Raw genomic sequence first — 20080 nt, 5'->3', positions numbered from 1 at the left:
ATCAGTCGGGATAGCAGACTATCGGAACGTTGGGCCAAACCGCGCTATCGCAGTTGGCGCTTTGCTGCCTTTGCTTGAAGGCCGCGCTGACCGGCCCCGTCACCACCGGATCGACGCCATCGGGCGCATCCGCAAAGACCTGTTCGGCGCTCGGGATATCGCTCGGCAGAGCGGGCCGCGCTTCCTTGAGCGTCGCCGCGGATTGAGCGGCGCCGGCAGCCAGCAGCACGGCGAGAGCCGCAGTTGCGAGAATCGGCCGAAATTTGACGACTGCGTTGGTCATGGTGTTCGAACTGCCCGGGCCCGCAAAAGGTTCCCGCCTTGGTTAACAAAACCATTTCACATGGCGATGCTTAAGATTTGATGATTATTTGGTGTCGCGCTTCCTCTTTCGCAAATGCGAAAAACCCTGTATGAGCCGCGCAACATGAAAGAGGCGGCGCCTTTTGGCCTGCTGCCTGCAACGCTCCCGAGACCAGATCATGAACCTCCGCAATATCGCGATCATCGCGCACGTCGACCATGGAAAGACCACCCTTGTCGACCAGCTTCTGAAACAATCCGGCGCCTTCCGCGACAATCAGCGCGTCGCCGAACGCGCCATGGATTCCAACGACCTCGAAAAGGAACGCGGCATCACCATCCTGGCCAAGGCGACCTCGGTCGACTGGAAGGGCACCCGCGTCAACATCGTCGACACCCCCGGCCACGCCGATTTCGGCGGTGAGGTCGAGCGCATCCTGTCGATGGTGGATTCGGCGATCGTGCTGGTCGACGCCGCCGAAGGCCCGATGCCGCAGACCAAGTTCGTCGTCGGCAAGGCGCTCAAGGTCGGCTTGAAGCCCATCGTCGTCATCAACAAGATCGACCGGCCGGACGCCCGCCATGTCGAGGTGGTCAACGAGGTGTTCGACCTGTTTGCCGCGCTCGACGCCACCGACGAGCAGCTCGACTTCCCGATCCTTTATGGTTCGGGGCGCGACGGCTGGGTCTCGGAAAATCCGGAAGGTCCCAAGGACCAGGGCCTGTCGCCGCTGTTCGACCTCGTCCTCAAGCATGTGCCCGCGCCGACCGTGCATCCCGGCCCGTTCCGCATGATCGGCACCATCCTGGAAGCCAATCCGTTCCTCGGCCGTATCATCACCGGCCGCATCGAGAGCGGCACGCTGAAGGCCAACCAGGCGGTCAAGGTGCTGCATCATGACGGCACCCAGATCGAAACCGGCCGCATTTCCAAGATACTGGCCTTCCGCGGCCTCGAGCGCCAGCCGATCGAGGAAGCGCAGGCGGGCGACATCGTGGCCATTGCCGGCCTGTCCAAAGGCACCGTCGCCGACACGTTCTGCGACCTAAGCGTGAGCGAGCCGCTGCACGCGCAGCCGATCGATCCGCCGACCGTGACCATGTCTTTCCTCGTCAACGATTCGCCGCTGGCCGGCACGGAAGGCGACAAGGTGACCAGCCGCGTCATCCGCGACCGCCTGCTGCGCGAAGCCGAGGGCAATGTCGCGCTCAAGATCGAGGAATCGCCTGACAAGGATTCCTTCTTCGTGTCGGGCCGTGGCGAATTGCAGCTTGCCGTGCTGATCGAGACCATGCGCCGCGAGGGCTTTGAAATCGCCGTGTCGCGGCCGCGCGTGGTCATGCAGAAGGGCGAGAACGGCGAATTGCTGGAGCCGGTCGAGGAAGTCGTCATCGACGTCGACGAGGAGCATGCCGGTGTCGTCGTGCAAAAAATGTCCGAGCGCAAGGCCGAGATGGTCGAATTGCGCCCCTCCGGCGGCAACCGCCAGCGCCTCGTCTTCCACGCGCCGACGCGCGGCCTGATCGGCTACCAGTCGGAACTCTTGACCGACACGCGCGGCACCGCCGTGATGAACCGGCTGTTCCATGCCTATGAGCCCTATAAGGGCGAACTGCCCGGCCGCACCAACGGCGTGCTGATCTCCAACGAGCAGGGCGAGTCCGTCGCCTACGCCATGTGGAACCTGGAGGATCGTGGCCCGATGGTCATCGATCCGGGCGTCAAGGTCTATCAGGGCATGATCATCGGCATCCACTCCCGCGACAACGACCTGGAAGTGAACGTGCTGAAGGGCAAGAAGCTGACCAACATCCGCGCCGCCGGCAAGGACGAGGCGGTCAAGCTGACACCGCCGATCCGCATGACGTTGGAGCGCGCGCTGGCCTGGATCCAGGACGACGAGCTGGTCGAGGTGACACCGAAGACCATCCGCCTGCGCAAGCTTTATCTGGATCCCAACGAGCGCAAGCGCTTCGAGAAATCGTCCAAGGCCGTCGGCGCCGCGTAATTTCTGCTTTCTGATCGTATCCGGGAGGGGCGGAGCACCAGGTGCTTCGCCCCTCTGCCGTTCATCCCCTGGCGGCAGATATGATGGCCTGCCGGTCGGGTTTGCCGGCCAGATCGACGCGGACCGTCGTCCCGTCGCGTGCCGGCTTGCGCAAAGCCTTGGCCCCGTCGCAATCGACAACCAACAGGCCTTTCTCCTCCAGGGCTTGAAGACGCGACCGTGAGATGCCGAGTTCGTTGGCGAGCAAACGATCGAGCCGCAGCGATATCGGCATTTCGAGCCCGAGCCGGAGCTCCAGCACGCTTGCAGCTTCGCTTGTCCCGCCAAGCGCCGTCTTGTGCACGTCGACGTCGGGAAACTCCTCGACACGCCCCACCTGGCCGCGCAGTGCGGTCACATCGAATGCATGGCGCCGGGCAAGTGCTGCATCGTTGCTCTCCAGCGCCCGCAGCAGCGCCGGCTCGATGTCGCGGCGGTTGCGGCGCTCAAAAATGCCGAAATTCCAGGAATTGTCGCAGTTGATACAACGATAAATCAGCCAGGCGTCAATGCGCTTGCCGTTGGCGTTGACGCGGAACTTTCCGCTGCTGCGATAGGCTTTGATGCCGCCGCAGCGATTGCAGGTGGTGAGGGGACGTGGTGCGATTTGAGGCGCGACCGTCCAGCGGATGCGCAGAATAGAAGACATGCCGATAAGCCCTTCCCATCGGGAAGTTCATCAGGTCGGCGATGTCGAGATGCCCAGGCGGGCACGGCGTGGCGGTAGGCTGCGGTTCTTGGGATCAGGCGTCGCGGCGCATGCGACAGCGGTTCAGCAGTGCCAAACCGGTCTCGAACCGCCGCCCAGAGGAACACATGAAATGGAAAAGGCACCGTTGTGGCGGCGCCATGCATTGTGTCGGGGGAGTTGACGAGACCGGCGGTTACGTAGGCAAACTGAAGCTCGAAATTGTTTCGCGGCGATCTATCTAGCCGCGAGATGCCGGGCCGGCAAGCATGTTGATGCTACCGAAGCTCGATCGCTTGCGCTAATGTCTGGCATTGCTAATGTCTGGCATTGAAGGTTTTCAAGCCGAGATCCTCACCATGCATCTCACCTCGCTCCTGATCTTCGCCGGCGCGCTCTTCGTGGCCGCCGGTTCGCCGGGTCCTTCGATCGCGGCACTCGTCGCCCGCGTCATCGCCAAAGGATTTCGCGACGTGTTCCCGTTCCTGCTCGCCATGTGGATCGGCGAGGGCATCTGGCTGTCGCTGGCCGTGTTCGGGCTGGCGGTGGTGGCGCAGACTTTCCATTTCGCTTTCGTCATCGTCAAATGGGTCGGCGTCGCCTATCTCGCTTACCTCGCCTGGAAGATGTGGACCGCGCCTGTCGAAGCGAATGAAGGCGAGATGCCGCGCGAGGACTCGCCCGGCAAACTGTTCTTCGCCGGCATGGCCGTGACGCTCGGCAACCCCAAGATCATGATGTTCTACCTGGCCTTGCTGCCGACCATCATCGACCTTGCTTCGGTGACGGTGGTTGGCTGGATCGAGCTGACGGCGACCATGGCGGTGGTGCTTGTTATCATCGACCTTGCCTGGGTGCTTGCCGCCGCCCAGGCGCGCAAGCTCCTGAAGAGCAAGCGCGCCATGAGAATTGCCAACCGCGTCAGCGCCACCACCATGGCCGGTGCAGCCGCGGCGATCGCGGCGCGCTCGTGACCGTCACATCATTTCGACGATCGGCGCGATCTCGACGCTGAAGGCCGGGTTCGTCAGGATCGGGCAATCCCTGGCCTTAGCGACGGCATCGTCGATGTCCCTGGCTTCCACGATCGTGTAGCCGGCGGTCGGGTTGCTGCCGCCATTGTTCTCGACCTTGCCGTCGGGCAGCACCGTCTTCGACATGCCGACCGGATTGCCGCCGTCAACCACGGCCGAGCCGAGCTTGCCGTACCAGCCGTTCCAGGCATCCATCGCGGCTTTGCGTTCGGCCTCCTCGGTCGGCATCTTGCCGGAGCCGTGATAGACATAGAGAAATTTCGCCATGTTCTCCTCCCTTGTCGGCGGCATCGAACCGGCATGCGGTCATGCCGCCCGGCGATCATCGGACCAAACCGGCAAACAAGCAATGAGAATGAGAGGTGGCTAATATATGAGCAGGTAGCCTGCTCGTCACCTTGCCATGGCGTGGTACTCGGAGTTCGGGCGCATATCGATTGCCGCCGCCACCCGGTTCGACATGTTGAAGAAGGCGGCCGTGGAGGCGATGTCCCAAATGTCGCGATCGGTGAAGCCGGCCATACGCAGGGCCGCGCGGTCGGCTTCGACGATCTTGGCCGGCTCCTCTGTCAGCTTGACCGCGAATTCCAGCATCGCGAGCTGCTTCGATGAAAGATCGGCGGCGCGGAAATTCATTACCATCATCTCGCCGAGCGAAGGGTCGCCCGACAGCTGCCGCACGGCGGCGCCATGCGCCGTCAAGCAGTAGTAGCAATGGTTGATGGAGGAGACAGCGACCGCGATCATCTCGCGCTCCAGCTTCGACAGGCCTGAATCACCCAGCATCAGATCATTGTACATGTCGGTGAAGGCACGCAGCTTCTTGTCGTCGAAGGCATAGGCGCGCAACACGTTGGGGACCAGGCCGAGCTTCTCCTCGCATTTGGTGAAATAGGTCCTGGTCGCATCGCTCAGCTCAGCGGCGGCGAGATCGAGCGCGGTGATCTTGTCGGTCATGGGCATTCCTCCTCGTTTGTCGCCGGCTGCCGCCGAATTGCGATAATTCTTGGCACGCCGTCAAACCTTTGTCGCCAAATAGCGGTCATCTGCTACATAGTCCGCAAAAGCATACGACGGGAGGAAAGAAGCGTCATGGCCAGCGTGAAATCGGCGAGCAGGTCGAAGAAGAAAGCCACGGCGATGCCGAAGACGCAGGAAAGGCCAGCCAGGCTTGCCGACTACCTGCTCGCCCGCGCGCCGGCGGAAGACATTGCCGCCTATGAGGTGGCGGACCTCGAACGCGCCGCGGATCTCGCCGGCCGCGCGGTCGCCGGTCACAAGAAGGGCGCGTGCGCCGTCGCCGTCGATACCGATTCCGGCGTCGTTCGCGAGGGCCGACCTGTCACGATCGTCACCGTCGTCAACGACAATATGCCTTTCCTGTTCGATTCCATACTCGGCGAGATCACCGAGAGTGCCGGCGAGCCGACCCTGGTCACCCACCCCGTCATCACCGTCCGCCATGGCAAGGACGGCGTCGAGGAAATTCTCGGCGACGGCAATTTCGCCAGGGACGACGGCAGCCACGACCGGCTGAGCGTCATTCACGTCCATATTCCCCGGCTGACCCCGGAGCAGGCGAACGGCTTGGCCGAGCGGCTGCGCAAGATACTCGGCCAGGTCCATTCAGCCGTCAGCGACTGGAAGCCGATGCTGGCCCGCCTCGACCAGGCGATCTCGGAATTCCGCTATTCGGCGGTACCCCTGGACAAGAAGAGCGTGGCCGAGGCGATCGCCTTCCTGGAGTGGCTGCGCGACGACAATTTCACTTTCCTCGGCATGCGCGAATTCACATATATCGGCGGCGAGGAAAGCGGCACGCTGGAGCGTGCCGACAAGCCTGGCCTGGGCATATTGTCCGACCTGGACGTGCTGGTGCTGCGGCGCGGCACCGAAGCAGTGACGACAACGCCGGAGATCCGAGCCTTCCTGCATGGGCCGGAGCCGCTGATCGTCACCAAGGCCAATGCCAAGTCTTCCGTGCACCGGCGCATCTATCTCGATTATATCGGCATCAAGACCTACACCGCCAAGGGCGCTCTGGCGGGCGAACTGCGCATTGTCGGCCTGTTCACATCGACCGCCTACACGCGCTCGGTGATGAAGATCCCCTATCTCAGGTCGAAGGCCGAAACCGTCATCGCCAAATCCGGTTTCGACCGGCACGACCACTCCGGCAAGGCGCTGATCAACGTGCTGGAGAGCTATCCGCGCGACGAGCTGTTCCAGGTACCGGTGCCGATCCTGAGGAAGCATGCCGCGGCCATTCTGGGCCTCGTCGAGAGGCCGCGCGTGCGGGCACTTGTGCGCGCCGACCAGTTCGACCGCTTCGTCTCCATCCTCGTCTTCGTGCCGCGCGACCGTTACGACAGCGTCGTGCGCGAGAAGGTCGGCACCTACCTCAAGACGGTGTTCGAAGGCCGACTGTCGGCCTACTACCCGGCCTTCCCGGAAGGCGGGCTGGCGCGCGTGCATTTCATCATCGGCCGCTCCGGCGGCAAGACGCCGAAGGTCGAACAGGCAACGATCGAGGCGGCGATCCGCGACATCGTGCGCACCTGGGAGGACGCCCTTTCCGAGGCGGCGGAAACCAGCGGCAGCGACCCGGCGCTGAAGAGGATCGCGGCACGATTTCCGGAAAGCTACCGGGACTCCTTCAGCGCCGGTGTGGCGCTGGTCGATGCCGGGCGTATCGCCAAGATCAGCGCCAGCAATCCGATCGCCATCGATTACTATCGCCATGCCGAGCAGAAGCCGCACCAGGCGGCGCTGAAAATCTATCACCATGGCAGCCCCGTGGCGCTGTCGCGGCGCGTTCCGGTGCTGGAAAATATCGGCTTCCGCGTCATCAGCGAGCGCACCTTCGAGGTCGGCGACGACAAGGCCGGCAATAGGGATCAGCCCGGCATGATCAATAGTGATCAGCCCGGCACCGTCTTCATCCACGACATGGAGCTGGAGAACAGCTACGGAAAGCCGATCGACCTCAGCAATGGCGGCGCGCTGTTCGAGGACGCGTTCCTGTCGGTGTGGCGCGGCGACGTCGACAATGACGGCTACAACGGCCTTGCCCAGACCGCCGGCCTGTGGTCGGGCGAAATCACCATCCTGCGCGCCTATGGGCGGTATTTGCAGCAGGCCGGAATTCCGCAGAGCCAGGATTTCATCGCCGCGGCCCTCAACCGCTATCCCGAGATCGCACGCGGCCTGCACGCGCTGTTCATCGCCCGGCTCGGCCCGACAGCCGAGACGGAAGGCGTGGTGGCGGCAAAGCATCTCAAGGCCAAGATCAGGGACGCGCTGGAAGACGTTCCCAACATCGACGACGACGCCATCATCCGCCGCTACCTCAATCTCATCGAAGCCTCGCTGCGCACCAATCATTTCGTTGCCGATACGAAAGCCAAGGGCCAGTCGCTGGCGATCAAACTCGATTCGCGTTCGGTCGACGGATTGCCCGAGCCGCGACCGTGGCGGGAAATCTTCGTCTACGGCTCTGAGGTCGAGGGCGTGCATCTGCGCTTCGGTCCGGTGGCGCGCGGCGGCCTGCGCTGGTCGGACCGCGCCCAGGATTACCGCACCGAGGTGCTCGGCCTGGTCAAGGCACAGCAGGTCAAGAACGCGGTCATCGTGCCGGTCGGCGCCAAGGGCGGGTTCTATCCGAAGAAGCTGCCGATGAGCGCCGGCCGCGACGCCATCTTCGAAGCCGGCACATCGGCCTACAAGAACTTCGTTTCCAGCCTTTTGTCGATCACCGACAATATCGGCCTCGACGGCGTCATCCCGCCGGCCGGCGTTGTCAGGCGCGACCAGGACGATCCCTATTTCGTCGTTGCCGCCGACAAGGGCACGGCAACTTTCTCGGACACCGCCAACGCCATCAGTGAAAGCCATGGCTTCTGGCTTGACGATGCCTTCGCCAGCGGCGGTTCGGCCGGGTACGACCACAAGAAGATGGGCATCACCGCCAAGGGCGCGTGGGAGGCGGTCAAGCGGCATTTCCGCGAGATGAACCGCGACATCCAGACCACGCCCTTCTCCGTCGTCGGGGTGGGTGACATGTCGGGCGACGTGTTCGGCAACGGCATGCTGTTGTCACCGAAGACAAGGCTGATCGCAGCCTTCGACCACCGCGACATCTTCATCGATCCCGATCCCGACATGGCGGCATCGATGGCCGAGCGCCAGCGCATGTTCGCTCTTCCCCGTTCGAGCTGGCAGGACTACGACAAGAGCAAGCTCTCCGAGGGCGGCGTCATCGTCTCGCGCGGCCAGAAATCGATCACCTTGCCGGCCGCCGCTGCTGCTGCGATCGGCCTCAACAAGACGACCGCCACGCCGGTCGAGATCATGAGCGCCATCCTCAAGGCGCCCGTCGACCTCTTGTGGTTCGGCGGCATCGGCACGTATTTGCGGGCCTCGACCGAGACCAACGCCGAGGTCGGTGATCGCGCCAACGACGCCGTCCGCATCACCGCGCTCGACGTGCGCGCCAAGGTGATCGGCGAGGGCGCCAATCTCGGGGTGACGCAGCGCGCGCGCATCGAATTCGGCATGAATGGCGGGCGTTGCAATTCCGACGCCATCGACAATTCGGGCGGGGTCAACTGTTCCGATGTCGAGGTCAATATCAAGATCGCGCTGGCGTCCGCCATGCGCAAAGGGTCGTTGACCCGGCCTGCGCGCGACAAGCTTCTCGCCGAGATGACCGGCGAGGTCGGCGAGCTGGTCCTGTCCAACAACTACCAGCAGACGCTGGCGCTCTCCATCGCCCGCAAGCGCGGCCTCGCCGACATCGCCCACCAGGCCCGCTTCATGTCGGCGCTGGAAGCGCGCGGCCTGCTCGACCGCACGGTCGAGACGTTGCCTTCGCCGGCGGTCCTTGCCGAGCGCGAGGCGCGCGGCGAGCCGCTGACCAGGGCCGAGCTCGGCGTGCTGCTCGCCTATGCCAAGATCGTGCTGTTTTCCGACATCGTCGCAAGCGACGTGCCTGACGAGCCGCATTTCGACCGCGACCTGATGGGTTATTTCCCCGACCGGATGGCGAAGAAATATGCCGCCGAGATCCACGGCCATCGCCTGCGCCGCGAGATCATCGCCCGCGTCGTCGCCAATGAGCTGGTCAACCGCGGCGGTCCCTCCTTCGGCAACCGGTTGCGGGAAGCGACGGGGCGCACCGTCGCCGACGTGGTGCGCACCTTCGCCGTGGTGCGCGACGGCTTTGCCTTGCCGGCGCTTTACCGCGAGATCGACGCGCTCGACAATCAGATCGACGGCCAGATGCAGCTCGATCTCTACCAGGCGGTCAGCCGGCTGATCTACGTGACCAGCGGCTGGTACTTGAAGAACCACGCCGGCACGGCGCCGCTTGCCCAGCGCATCGCCGAATTGCAGGAGGCCCGCAAGGCGCTGGAGCCGAAACTCGTTTCGCTGCTCCCCGATTATTCGCGCGAACGGATCGACGAGAAGCGGCATGGACTGGTCAAGGCCGGGGCGCCGGACAGGCTGGCAGCGCAACTGGCGCTGGCCGATGTGGCGGAGCTGATCCCCGACATCGCGCTGACGGCGCGAACGGCAGGCGCCGACATCGTCGCCGCGGCGAAGGCCTTCTTCGCGGTCAGCGACGCCTTCCGTATTCCGCGCGTCGAGGAGGCGGCCCGCTCCATCACACCGGCGGACTATTACGACCAGCTCGCCCTGTCGCGCGCCACCGACACGATCGGGACCGCGCGGCGCGGCATCGCGGTGGCGGCACTCGTGAACCACGCCGGGGCAGCCGACCCGGTGGCGGCGTCGCTGGAGGCCGGCGGGGAGAGGATCGGCCGCACCCGCGAACGGCTGCAGGCGCTGACCGAGGGCGGCGACATCACCGTGTCGCGGCTGTCGGTGGCATCGGGCCTGATGAGCGATCTGACAGGGATGTGAGCCATCGCCTGACTTACCCTTCCCAGGCGGGGGGGCCCTGCGAAGCAGCGGGAGGGGCGGCGCCGGACGCCCACCCGGACCTTCGGTCCGACCTCCCACAAGGGGGGAGCTAGGGTCGGCGCCCTTGCTCTCGTCGGAATGAAGGCGGGTAAGCCAAAGAACGGCCGCGCGACTCGTGTTCGTTTGCATGACCAGCGGAAAACATGCAGACATGGGGTGAACCGCCCAACGAAACGAAGGCGACCGGAGGGGACATGGCCGAAGTAGCAGTGCAGCGGGCGTCCGGGCGCGGCATCTGGGGGTGGATGTTGTTCGACTGGGCGGCGCAGCCCTTCTTCACGGTCGTCACCACCTTCATCTTCGGCCCCTATTTCGTTTCGCGCATGGCCAGCGATCCGACCACCGGCCAGGCCGTCTGGGGCTACGGCATCGCCGCGGCCGGACTGGTCATCGCCGTGCTGTCGCCGATCCTCGGTTCGATCGCCGACCAGACCGGGCCGCGCAAGCCGTGGATCGCCTTCTTCGCGGCGATCAAGATCGCCAGCCTGGCGCTGCTGTGGCTCGCCGCGCCCGGCTCGAACCTGTTCCTGATCGTGGCATTGTTCTCGCTGGCCTCGGTGGCGGCTGAATTCTCCACCGTCTTCAACGATTCCATGATGCCGCGCCTGGTGCCGAAGAGCGAGATCGGCCGCATCTCCAACATGGCCTGGGGGCTTGGCTATCTCGGCGGTATGATCGCGCTGATCTTCGTCGTGCTGTTCCTGGCCGGATCGCAGGAGACCGGCAAGACCATCATCGGCCTCGACCCGCTGTTCGGGCTGGACCCGAAGCTCGGCGAGGATGCCCGCGCCACCGGGCCGCTGTCGGCCGGCTGGTATTTCCTGTTCATCCTGCCGATGTTCCTCTTCACTCCCGATGCCATCAAAGGCATCCCGATCAAGCCTGCGGTGCGCGAAGGCCTGTCGGAGCTGAAGTCGACCCTGGCCGAGGTGCGCAGGCGCGGCGGCATCTTCCGCTTCCTCGTCGCCCGCATGATCTATCAGGACGGCGTCAACGCGCTGCTGGCGCTCGGCGGCACGTTCGCTGCCGGCATGTTCCACTGGTCGATCACCGAAATCGGCATGTTCGGCATCATCCTCAACGTCGTCGCCATCTTCGGCTGCTGGATCGCCGCGCGGCTCGACACCGCGCTCGGCTCCAAGGCGGTGGTGATGATCGCGCTGGTCATGCTTTCGATCGCTACCATCGGCGTCGTCTCGACCGGCCCCGGCTTCACGCTGCTCGGGCTTGTCCAGCTCTCGACCACCGATTCCGGGGGCCTGTTCGGCACCGCCGCGGAAAAGGCCTACATCCTCTATGGATTGCTGATCGGGCTCGCCTTCGGGCCGGTGCAGGCGTCATCGCGGTCCTATATGGCGCGCAGCGTCACGGCGTCGGAATCCGGCCGCTATTTCGGCATCTATGCGCTGGCCGGGCGCGCGACCAGTTTCCTGGCGCCGTTCCTGGTGGCGACCATCACGGCGGTGAGCGATTCGGCGCGGCTCGGCATGGCGGTTATCATCCTGTTCCTGGCCATAGGCATGGCGATCCTGATCAGGACGCCGTATCCGGCGGACCGGGCGGCGGAGTAGCACTCTTCCTTCTCCCGCAAGGGGAGAAGGGAAGAAGTGCTCAATGCCTGAAGTGTCTCACGCCGGTGAACACCATCGCAATACCGTGTTCATCCGCAGCGGCAACCACATCGTCGTCGCGCATCGAGCCTCCGGGCTGGATGACGGCGGTGGCGCCGGCCTCGATGGCCGACAGCAGGCCGTCGGCGAAGGGGAAGAAGGCGTCGGAGGCAACGACAGAGCCCTTGGTCAGCGGCTCGGCCCAGCTTGCCGCTTCCGCGGCGTCGAGTGCCTTGCGGGCAGCGATGCGCGAGGAATCGACGCGGCTCATCTGCCCGGCGCCGATGCCTACCGTGGCGCTGTCCCTTGCGTAGACGATGGCGTTCGACTTGACGTGCTTGGCGACGCGGAAGGCGAATTTCAGGTCGGCCAGTTCGGCCGGCGTCGGCGCCCGTTTCGTCACCACCTTCAGTTCGAGGTCGTCGACGACGGCGTTGTCCCTGCCCTGCACCAGCAGGCCGCCGGCGACGGATTTGACGGTTGTGCCGATCGCGCGCGGATCCGGCAGGCCGCCCGCGACCAGCAGGCGCAGGTTCTTCTTCGCGGCCACGATCGCTGCCGCCTCGTCGGTGGCGCCGGGCGCGATAATGACCTCGGTGAAGGTCTTCACGATCTCTTCGGCGGCCTCGGCGTCAAGGATGCGATTGACAGCGACAATGCCGCCATAGGCCGAGACCGGGTCGCAGGCCAGCGCCCTGGCGTAGGCCGCCTTCAGCGTCGAACCCTCGGCGACGCCGCACGGGTTGGCATGCTTGATGATGGCGACGGCGGCCGAGCGCGCCGGGTCGAACTCGCCGGCCAGCTCGAAGGCGGCGTCGGTATCGTTGATGTTGTTGTAGGAAAGCTGCTTGCCCTGGAGCTGGCGCGCGGTGGCCACGCCCGGCCGCTTGTCGCCATTGACATAGAAGCCGGCGCCCTGGTGCGGGTTCTCGCCATAGCGCATCACGGTCTCCAGCCTGCCGCCGAAGGTGCGCCAGGTCGGGTGCTCGATCTCCAGCGCCTCGGCGAACCAGCCCGAGATTGCCGCGTCGTAGCTGGCGGTGCGGGCAAAAGCCTTGGCCGCGAGCTTCTTGCGGAAATCCAGCGAAAGCGAGCCGATATTCATCTCCAGCGCATTGAGCACGGAGGCATAGTCGCCGGGATCGGTGACGATGGCGACATAGGCGTGGTTCTTGGCCGAGGCGCGGATCATCGCCGGGCCGCCAATGTCGATGTTCTCGACGATCGCCGCGTAGTCGGCGCCGGAGCGGCGGACTTCCTCGAACGGATAGAGATTGCAGACGACCAGGTCGATCGGCTCGATGCCATATTTGTGCATCGCCGCGGCGTGATCGGGATCATCGCGAACGCCGAGCAGGGCGCCATGCACCGACGGGTGCAGGGTCTTGACGCGGCCATCCATGATCTCGGGAAAGCCGGTGAGCTCGGAGACGTCGCGGACCGCCAGGCCCGCATCGGCGATCGCTTTTGCCGTGCCGCCGGTCGACACCAGCTCGACGCCGGAAGCGGCGAGCGCCCTGGCGAGATCGATGAGGCCGGTCTTGTCGAAGACGGAGAGCAGCGCGCGACGCACGGGAACGAGGTCGGGAGCGGGAATGTTCTTGGCGGCGACGGCCATGGGCGTGCTTTCACGGCTGGAGGGGCAGGCCCGCGCCGTATCATATGAGATCAGGAAATCAAGGCGCAAGCTCGGTCAGCGCAGGCGCGGTCAGTTGTTTTCGGGATAGCCGGCGATAGAGGTGCGGGTGAGCTGCCAGTGGACTTCGGCGATGTCGGACGGCTTGAAGGCAAGCACGATCTGCCGGCTTCGGCGCGGGCCGCCGAGACCGGCGAAGTAGATCGATTCCTCGACCTCCGGCACCATCTCGGTGCAGGTGAACACCCAGCTGTCGGCCTGCTCGGCGGTCAGCACCAGGCGGTCATGCTCGTCCTGCAAAAGGTTGATGTCGGGATGGACGTGGAAGCGCACGGTGACGAAATCGCGGCCATTGTTGCGGATCGCCGCACCTCCAGGACGCTGGAAGCGGTCCCTGCCGGTCAGCACATTGCCGTTCGAGGACAGTTTCAGCTCGCGCTCGTGCAGGAAACCGAAGCGCTGGATATAGCCGTCATGGCGGGCGATGAAGCCTTGAACGCCCTTCTGGTCGATACGCTTGCACTGCACATGCTGCGGGCCGCCGATCAAAGGCGACCCCAGAAGATCGTTGATGCGCAGCGAATGGCTGAACCGCGCCGACGAGGTGTCGTTGATGGTGGCGGTCGAATGCGCGGCGGTGGCGCGGGCCAGGGGCCGGAATTCGGCGGCGCCATAGGTGTCGATGCCGGCATTGACGATGTAATGCTGGCGGCCCGACGACAGCTCGAACGCAAGGCAGCTGGCATGGGCGGCATTGGAGACGTGGACGGGCGGCGGCAGGCCGGTGTCGGCGATGACGGTGACGCCACCCATGGACAGCCGCTCATAGCCTGAATGCGGTGCGTGCAGCAACGGCGAGCCGGCGGTGTCGTCGTGGCGCAGGATGCTGGCGATGCGGTCATGGATGGTGGCGCCCATGCCGTTGAAGCGGGCGAGGCTGCCGTCCTGGTGGCGAAAGAAGCGCAGCGCCGGCAGCATCCTGTCGATGGCGCCGATCAGGGCCTGTGGCGGCGCTTCCGCCTGGTTGGCGTAGGTCTGCCGCAGCGGCAAAAGGTCGGCGAGGATTTCCAGCACCGCCATTGGGTTGCGCGAGATGTGGCCGCCATCAGGAAGGATCTGGCGGTCCAGTTCCTCGGCGAGATTGCGGGTGGCGCCGCGCAGCGCCGATGCGGGCGCCGGCAGCGACAGGGCGGCGAAGGCGAGGGCGATGCGGGCGCGCAGCCTGTCCTTGCCGTCAGGCATTTCGCGTGCCATCGACCTGAGGTAGCGGATCTGGACGGCCAGCGATTTCAGGAAGGCGCGGTAGAACGGGAATTCAGCGCCTTGCAGCACGATCGAGGAATGCTGCAGCCAGGCGATAATGCGCTTGGCGGCCGTGCCGGGCTCCCAGGCGATGCCGGAAATGTTGTTTCCATGCGTGGCGATCCAGTCGGACACCAGCGCACGCGCATTGGCGGCGGCAAGCTCGGTGCCGGCGGCGCGCATGTGACGCAGCCAGCGAAAGCCATGCAGCGTCTTCTGCCAGCCGTAATTGGGAACGCTGATCTGGAAGGGCGACTTGCCGCCGGTCTCGACCATATGTCCCGACAGGGGATAGCGGCCATAGTAGATCTCGAGCGCGATCTGCGGGTCGGCCAGCCGCAGGTCCGGCGGCGCGATCAGCACCCGTTCGGGCGTGCGGCCGGAATAGCGCCAGCGATAGACCGGTCCGGCACGCAGGCGCCGGCGCGTTTTGCGCCAAAACTCCTTCGCGACAAGCGCCCACAGACGCGTCGTGTTGCCGGCAGCAAGTGCCAAAACCCCTCCTGATCGTCCTCTATCCCAAGGGCAAGCTTATCTGATTCAACGATTCATGCGAAGGCGAATTCCCGCGAGCGGTGACGCTGCGCCTGGCTTGGCCGCGGTGGCTCCCCAAAAAAGTCAGCAGCTTCCTATGCTTAAACCTTGGAGCGGTTCAGTGCCCTATGGGCATCCATACTCCGCTCCAGATCCTTGTTCCACGCAATTCCGGACGGAGAATCATCACGCAGCTTTCGTGGAATTGCCCTAGCCGGCGCGACGCATGCGCGCGGCGAAAAAGCCGTCGAGACCGGAACGTTCCGGCGAGCCCAGATCGAGGTCGGCAGGTGTGGTGCGCAACGTGCCTTCCTGCGTCAGGAAGGGATCGATGCCGACGATCTCGCCGGCGCGAAGCGGGTCGGCAACGACGCCAGGCGTCGCGGCGAGGAAGCCACGATAAAGCTCCTCGCCTTCGAGTGGGTCGAGCGAACAGTTCGAAAAGACGATCCTTCCGCCCGGCTTAACCAGGGTGACGGCGCGCGCGAGCAGCCGGCGCTGGAGATCGGCGAGCTTCTCGACATCAGCCACAGTCTTGGTCCATGGCACGTCGGGATGCCGCCGCACCGTGCCGGTCGAGGAGCAGGGCGCGTCGAGGAGGACGGCGTCGAACAGCTCGTCCGGCTCGTACTGGAGGAGGTCGGCCTGCACGATATCCGCCGACAGGCGGAGGCGTTCGAGATTCTGCGCCAGCCGCGCCAGCCGGTTCTTCGAGGTGTCGATCGCGGTGACGCGTGCGCCGGCCACGATCAATTGGGCGGTCTTGCCGCCGGGCGCGGCGCAGAGATCGGCGACGCGAAGCCCGCCGACATCACCGAGCAACCGGGCAGGCAGGCCGGCTGCGGCATCCTGGACCCACCAGGCGCCTTCGGCGAAGCCAGGCAGTTCGGTGACCGGGCCGGCAAGCTTCTCCACCCGAATCGTGCCGGTCGGCAGGGCAATGCCGCCGAGCCTTTCGGCCCAGTGCTCCGGATCGGCCTTGACCGAGAAATCGACAGGGGCCTCCTGGCGGTGGGCGGCGAGTATCCGTCCGGCCTCGTCCACGCCATAGGCGGCCTTCAAACGGTCGGAAAACCATTTCGGCGCTTCGTCGGTGGTAGCAAGGGCCTCTGGAAGTTCAGCCTCCTTGATCCGCGCGAGCGTGCGCAGCACACCGTTGACCAGGCCGGCAAAGCGCAATGTGCGGGGATCGGACTTGGCATGGGTGACGGCGAGGTCGACCGCGGCGCTGTCTGGAATGTCGAGGAACAGGATCTGCGCGGCCGCCACATGCAAAATATGCGACAGCGCGGTGGCATTGGCCGGCAGCGGTTTTTCCAAACGCCGCGCCAGCAGCCCGGCAATGGTCATGCGATAGCGCAGCGCGGTGACCAGAATGGCGCGCACGAGACCGCGATCGCGCAGGTCCAGCGCCTTGTACTGCGGATGGCCGTTTTCATGGTCGGTCAGGCCGTCGAGCGGCGTCCTGGCATCGATGACGGCGGCCAGCAGCCGCGCAGCCGCCTTGCGGGCGGCAAGGCCGGCAACGAACTCGCCGTCCTTTTTGTGTTCCTGACCACCTGTGCGTCGAGGTGCTCTGCCCGCCGCGCTCACGACCACGGGCCCTTGGGCCCGGTCGGATTGCGACCCCATGGATTGGATTTGGGCTCTGCCGGCGGTTCCGGCGCGGCCGGCTTGCCCCACGGTCCTGCCGATTGCGGCTCGTCGGCCTGCGGCGGCACTGGCGCCTGGCGCTGCGGGGACCGCGATACACCACCGTCCATGCGCTGCGCCATCGCTTGCAGCGCGGCGATGCGGTTCTCGGTGCTCGGGTGGGTGGAGAACAGACTGTCCATGCGCTCGCCGTGCAGCGGGTTGATGATGAAGAGATGAGCCATCGCCGGGTTACGCTCGGCATCCGGATTGGGTATGCGTTCGGCGCCCCGGGCGATCTTGTCAAGCGCCGAGGCCAGCCACAGCGGGTGTCCACAGATTTCAGCGCCACGCCGGTCGGCCTCGTATTCGCGGGTGCGGCTGACCGCCATCTGCACGATCATCGCCGCAAAGGGCGCCACGATCATCGCCGCCAGCACGCCGACAAAACCGAACGGGCTGTTGTTGTCGCGGTTGCCGCCGAGGAAGAAGGCGAAATTGCCAAGCATCGAGATGGCGCCGGCGAAGGTGGCGACGATCGTCATGGTCAAGGTGTCGCGGTGCTGGACGTGGGCGAGCTCGTGCGCCATCACCGCGGCCACTTCCTCATGCGTCAGCCGTTGCAAAAGGCCGGTGGAAGCGGCGACAGCCGCGTTCTGCGGGTTGCGGCCGGTGGCGAAGGCGTTGGGCTGCGGATTGTCGATCAGGTAGGTCCTGGGCATCGGCAGGCCTGCCTGCTTGGCCAGTGCCTGCACGATGGCGTAATATTCGGGCGCGTTCTTCTCGTCGACCTCGACGGCGCGGTTCATCGACAGCACCATCTTGTCGGCGTTCCAATAGCTGAACAGATTGGTGGCGGCGGCGATCAGGAAGGCGATCATCATGCCGCCCGTGCCGCCGATCAGGAAGCCGACGCCCATGAACAGCGCGGTCATCGCGGCAAGAAGCATGGCGGTGCGAAGTGTGTTCATCGTCTGCTCCCGTCCTGGTCGTGATGTAAGGGGGTCGATCCTCGTGGGCTCATCGCTATATGATGGGAAACGCCGGTACCCGTTTCAATCGGCCTGTTTCAATCCGCCGGAATATCGCATGAACGACGAGACCAGTAAAACACCTGCCACTGATGACGAAGCGCGGCTGAAGACGCTGACGCCCGCCGCCCACCGCGCGCTTGAAGAGGCCGCGGCGCGGCGCGAGGACTACCGCCGCAAGGAAGCCGCGGTGCCGAAGGAAGTCGGCGGCCGCGGCGGCAAGGAGCCCGGCCGCTACGGCGACTGGGAGATCAAGGGCCTGACCAGCGATTTCTAATATGCCGGCCCAGCAAACAGCTAATTTGCTGGCAATCGGGTGTTTGATTGTCGCCAGAGCCTAGAAGGCCGCTGCCGCCGCTCGCTGCGGCTGGAGCGCGATCCAGCCGCGCTCGTCGACGGTGACGCCGATGGCGTCGTAGCCAGCGATCGCGGCATGCCGCGTCGCCAAGGGATGCCGGTGGGTGGCGTTTATGACCATGACCGCTGCGCCCGCCGCCTCGGCCGCCGTGATGCCCGCCGGGGCATCCTCGAACACGAGGCAATCGCGCGCATCGACACCGAGCCGCGTCGCGCCGAGCTGAAAGCAGTCGGGCGCCGGCTTGCCGCGTGAAACATCTTCCGCCGCGATCAGCACGGCAGGGACGGGGATGCCGGCGGCCTTCATGCGCAAGAGCGCCAGTTCGCGCGGTGCCGAGGTTACGATCGCCCAGCGCCCCGGCGGGAGCGCGTTGAGAAACGCGGCGGCGCTGGCGATCTGAACAATGCCCTCCAGATCGGCGGCTTCGGCCTTGAGCAAGAGGTCGGCCTCATGCGCCGGATCGACGCCCGGGAGCGCCAGACCGGCGATCGTCTCGATCGCCCGCACGCCATGGATCGTCGGCAGGAAGGCGGCGACGTCGAGCCCTTGCCGCCGCGCCCAGTCGCTCCACACCCGTTCGGCCGAGGCAATGGAATTGATGAGCGTGCCGTCCATGTCGAAGAGGAAGGCGGCGAATTTTCTGCCTGCGTACATGATTTTCCTTGATTTCGGGGAGGTCTTTCGAGGGAGCGCCGATGGTAACGTCCCGGCGCCGGCATTGGAAGCCGCGCGGCCACCTTTTCGGCATTTCCCCTTTTCGGCCATTTCCCTTTTCGGCAAGTCCCCTTTTCCGCAAGTCAGGGAACCGCGATCCGCCTCCGGCGTTTCAACTTCGCTGCTTTTCCACGACCATCGAAGGGGGACGCGATGCTGATTCGGCTCGGCTACGAAATGGCCATTGAATGCGCTGGAGCCACGCCGGTGATTTCAATGCTCGAGATCCACAGGGACAGGCAGGCCGACATCAAGCGGCAGACGCGCATGCTGACGTCGCCCGCGGTTCCGACCAGGCTCTACAGCGATTTGCATGGCAATTCGTGCCGCCGCTTTACCGCACCCGCCGGCACTTTTCGCATCCTCTACGATGCCGTGGTCGAGGACAGCGGCGAGACGGACGAGGTCAACACGCTGGCACGCGAGGTGCCGGTGGCCGAGCTGCCCGACGAGGTGCTGTTTTATCTGCTGGGCAGCCGCTATTGCGAGACCGATCACCTGAGCCAGCTCGCCTGGGAGCTTTTCGGCCGTTTGCCGTCCGGCTGGGCGAGGGTGCAGGCGATCGTCGATTACGTCCACAACCGGCTGTCCTTCGGCTATGGCTATGCCCGCTCGACCCGCACCGCGGCGCAGGCGCATGAGGAGCAGGTCGGCGTCTGCCGAGACTTCGCCCATCTGGCGATCACGCTCTGCCGCTGCATGAACATTCCGGCACGCTATGTGAATGGCTATCTCGGCGACATCGGCGTGCCGGCCGATCCGGCGCCGATGGATTTCTCGGCCTGGATGGAAGTGTTTCTCGACGGCAAGTGGTACACGTTCGACCCCCGCCACAATGTTCCGAGGATCGGCCGCATCGTCATCGCGCGCGGACGCGATGCCACCGACGTGCCGTTGCTGCACAGTTTCGGGCCGCACCGGCTCAGCCTGTTCAAGGTATGGACCTACGAACAGGAGAACAATCTGTTCAACCCGCCCTACCACGCCATCGACAGGACGGTCACCGCGCAGATGCTGGCCTGATCCGGGTTTCCATGCATCCCCATACTGCCTCGCTCTGGCACAGGTGCCGCTGTGCCGCGGCGGGACACGGCCGCGCGCCCTGTGCCGCGACATGCAGGATCTTGGTAAGCGCTTCGTAAATGCCGCGCGAACGCAGCATTGGCGTTTACCGGCCATTCACCTTTCCATCCTTGAAAGCGAAG

Annotated in this window: 15 protein-coding genes; 6 read left to right on the top strand and 9 right to left on the bottom strand. The window is 65.0% G+C overall.

What is annotated here, in order from left to right:
* Position 1: 1 nt before the first annotated feature.
* Positions 2 to 229, bottom strand: coding sequence for a hypothetical protein (locus LB541_RS07115; RefSeq protein WP_224518939.1), 228 nt, complete (start codon positions 227 to 229; stop codon positions 2 to 4).
* Positions 230 to 482: 253 nt separating this feature from the next.
* On the opposite strand from LB541_RS07115, the gene typA reads away from it, so the two are divergent.
* The gene (gene typA / locus LB541_RS07110; RefSeq protein ID WP_140492867.1) at positions 483 to 2312 is read left to right on the top strand and encodes a translational GTPase TypA; all 1830 of its coding nucleotides are present in this window, start codon (positions 483 to 485) and stop codon (positions 2310 to 2312) included.
* Between the two features lie 61 nt (positions 2313 to 2373).
* Here typA and LB541_RS07105 read toward each other — a convergent pair whose 3' ends face one another.
* Complete coding sequence (locus tag LB541_RS07105; protein WP_140492870.1) at positions 2374 to 3000, bottom strand: DUF1062 domain-containing protein; 627 nt, start codon at positions 2998 to 3000, stop codon at positions 2374 to 2376.
* Positions 3001 to 3398: 398 nt separating this feature from the next.
* Here LB541_RS07105 and LB541_RS07100 point away from each other — a divergent pair, with 398 nt between their 5' ends.
* A complete protein-coding gene (locus LB541_RS07100; protein ID WP_140654890.1) occupies positions 3399 to 4013 on the top strand; it encodes a LysE family translocator in 615 nt (204 codons plus the stop codon).
* Positions 4014 to 4016: 3 nt separating this feature from the next.
* On the opposite strand, the gene LB541_RS07095 is transcribed toward LB541_RS07100, so the two are convergent.
* Complete coding sequence (locus tag LB541_RS07095; protein WP_224618101.1) at positions 4017 to 4340, bottom strand: hypothetical protein; 324 nt, start codon at positions 4338 to 4340, stop codon at positions 4017 to 4019.
* 126 nt (positions 4341 to 4466) lie between these two features.
* Positions 4467 to 5030 carry a peroxidase-related enzyme gene (locus tag LB541_RS07090; RefSeq protein ID WP_224618100.1) on the bottom strand — a complete coding sequence of 188 codons (564 nt, stop codon included), beginning with the start codon at positions 5028 to 5030 and terminating at the stop codon, positions 4467 to 4469.
* Between the two features lie 135 nt (positions 5031 to 5165).
* Here LB541_RS07090 and LB541_RS07085 point away from each other — a divergent pair, with 135 nt between their 5' ends.
* Both LB541_RS07085 and LB541_RS07080 read left to right on the top strand, forming a co-directional pair.
* Positions 5166 to 9998: an NAD-glutamate dehydrogenase gene (locus LB541_RS07085; protein ID WP_224618099.1), complete on the top strand. Its 4833-nt coding sequence runs from the start codon at positions 5166 to 5168 to the stop codon at positions 9996 to 9998.
* A 254-nt stretch (positions 9999 to 10252) separates the two neighbouring features.
* Complete coding sequence (locus LB541_RS07080) at positions 10253 to 11629, top strand: MFS transporter (protein ID WP_224618098.1); 1377 nt, start codon at positions 10253 to 10255, stop codon at positions 11627 to 11629.
* 40 nt (positions 11630 to 11669) lie between these two features.
* On the opposite strand, the gene purH is transcribed toward LB541_RS07080, so the two are convergent.
* The 4 genes from purH to htpX all read right to left on the bottom strand — a co-directional run bounded on the left by purH (position 11670) and on the right by htpX (position 17743).
* Positions 11670 to 13286, bottom strand: a complete 1617-nt coding sequence (gene purH / locus LB541_RS07075; protein WP_140662786.1) for a bifunctional phosphoribosylaminoimidazolecarboxamide formyltransferase/IMP cyclohydrolase — start codon at positions 13284 to 13286, stop codon at positions 11670 to 11672.
* A gap of 90 nt (positions 13287 to 13376) precedes the next feature.
* The gene (locus LB541_RS07070) at positions 13377 to 15101 is read right to left on the bottom strand and encodes a heparinase II/III family protein (protein WP_140518222.1); all 1725 of its coding nucleotides are present in this window, start codon (positions 15099 to 15101) and stop codon (positions 13377 to 13379) included.
* 249 nt (positions 15102 to 15350) lie between these two features.
* Positions 15351 to 16772, bottom strand: a complete 1422-nt coding sequence (locus tag LB541_RS07065) for an RsmB/NOP family class I SAM-dependent RNA methyltransferase (protein WP_140518223.1) — start codon at positions 16770 to 16772, stop codon at positions 15351 to 15353.
* Complete coding sequence (htpX, locus tag LB541_RS07060) at positions 16730 to 17743, bottom strand: zinc metalloprotease HtpX (protein ID WP_140560732.1); 1014 nt, start codon at positions 17741 to 17743, stop codon at positions 16730 to 16732. The genes LB541_RS07065 and htpX overlap by 43 nt, the downstream gene beginning before the upstream one ends.
* Positions 17744 to 17861: 118 nt before the next feature.
* Between htpX and LB541_RS07055 the strand changes: the two genes are divergently transcribed.
* Positions 17862 to 18080: a DUF1674 domain-containing protein gene (locus LB541_RS07055; protein ID WP_140524986.1), complete on the top strand. Its 219-nt coding sequence runs from the start codon at positions 17862 to 17864 to the stop codon at positions 18078 to 18080.
* 60 nt (positions 18081 to 18140) lie between these two features.
* On the opposite strand, the gene LB541_RS07050 is transcribed toward LB541_RS07055, so the two are convergent.
* Positions 18141 to 18815: an HAD-IA family hydrolase gene (locus tag LB541_RS07050; protein WP_140566723.1), complete on the bottom strand. Its 675-nt coding sequence runs from the start codon at positions 18813 to 18815 to the stop codon at positions 18141 to 18143.
* Between the two features lie 213 nt (positions 18816 to 19028).
* Here LB541_RS07050 and LB541_RS07045 point away from each other — a divergent pair, with 213 nt between their 5' ends.
* Positions 19029 to 19898, top strand: coding sequence for a transglutaminase-like domain-containing protein (locus LB541_RS07045; RefSeq protein WP_140524987.1), 870 nt, complete (start codon positions 19029 to 19031; stop codon positions 19896 to 19898).
* The last annotated feature ends 182 nt before the right edge of the window (positions 19899 to 20080 follow it).

The organism is Mesorhizobium sp. BR1-1-15, from assembly GCF_020165475.1.
Classification (GTDB): Bacteria; Pseudomonadota; Alphaproteobacteria; order Rhizobiales; family Rhizobiaceae; genus Mesorhizobium.
The sequence above is the reverse complement of the archived record's forward strand: the minus strand, read 5'-3'. Positions and strand labels throughout refer to the sequence as shown.

Excerpts from the sequence above, each read along its gene's own strand:
- LB541_RS07080 (WP_224618098.1), top strand. The coding sequence starts at position 10,253 with ATGGCCGAAGTAGCAGTGCAGCGGGCGTCCGGGCGCGGCATCTGGGGG.
- purH (WP_140662786.1), bottom strand. The coding sequence starts at position 13,286 with ATGGCCGTCGCCGCCAAGAACATTCCCGCTCCCGACCTCGTTCCCGTG.
- LB541_RS07090 (WP_224618100.1), bottom strand. The coding sequence starts at position 5,030 with ATGACCGACAAGATCACCGCGCTCGATCTCGCCGCCGCTGAGCTGAGC.
- LB541_RS07050 (WP_140566723.1), bottom strand. The coding sequence starts at position 18,815 with ATGTACGCAGGCAGAAAATTCGCCGCCTTCCTCTTCGACATGGACGGC.
- LB541_RS07105 (WP_140492870.1), bottom strand. The coding sequence starts at position 3,000 with ATGTCTTCTATTCTGCGCATCCGCTGGACGGTCGCGCCTCAAATCGCA.
- LB541_RS07055 (WP_140524986.1), top strand. The coding sequence starts at position 17,862 with ATGAACGACGAGACCAGTAAAACACCTGCCACTGATGACGAAGCGCGG.
- LB541_RS07100 (WP_140654890.1), top strand. The coding sequence starts at position 3,399 with ATGCATCTCACCTCGCTCCTGATCTTCGCCGGCGCGCTCTTCGTGGCC.
- htpX (WP_140560732.1), bottom strand. The coding sequence starts at position 17,743 with ATGAACACACTTCGCACCGCCATGCTTCTTGCCGCGATGACCGCGCTG.
- LB541_RS07095 (WP_224618101.1), bottom strand. The coding sequence starts at position 4,340 with ATGGCGAAATTTCTCTATGTCTATCACGGCTCCGGCAAGATGCCGACC.
- typA (WP_140492867.1), top strand. The coding sequence starts at position 483 with ATGAACCTCCGCAATATCGCGATCATCGCGCACGTCGACCATGGAAAG.
- LB541_RS07045 (WP_140524987.1), top strand. The coding sequence starts at position 19,029 with ATGCTGATTCGGCTCGGCTACGAAATGGCCATTGAATGCGCTGGAGCC.
- LB541_RS07085 (WP_224618099.1), top strand. The coding sequence starts at position 5,166 with ATGGCCAGCGTGAAATCGGCGAGCAGGTCGAAGAAGAAAGCCACGGCG.
- LB541_RS07065 (WP_140518223.1), bottom strand. The coding sequence starts at position 16,772 with ATGGGGTCGCAATCCGACCGGGCCCAAGGGCCCGTGGTCGTGAGCGCG.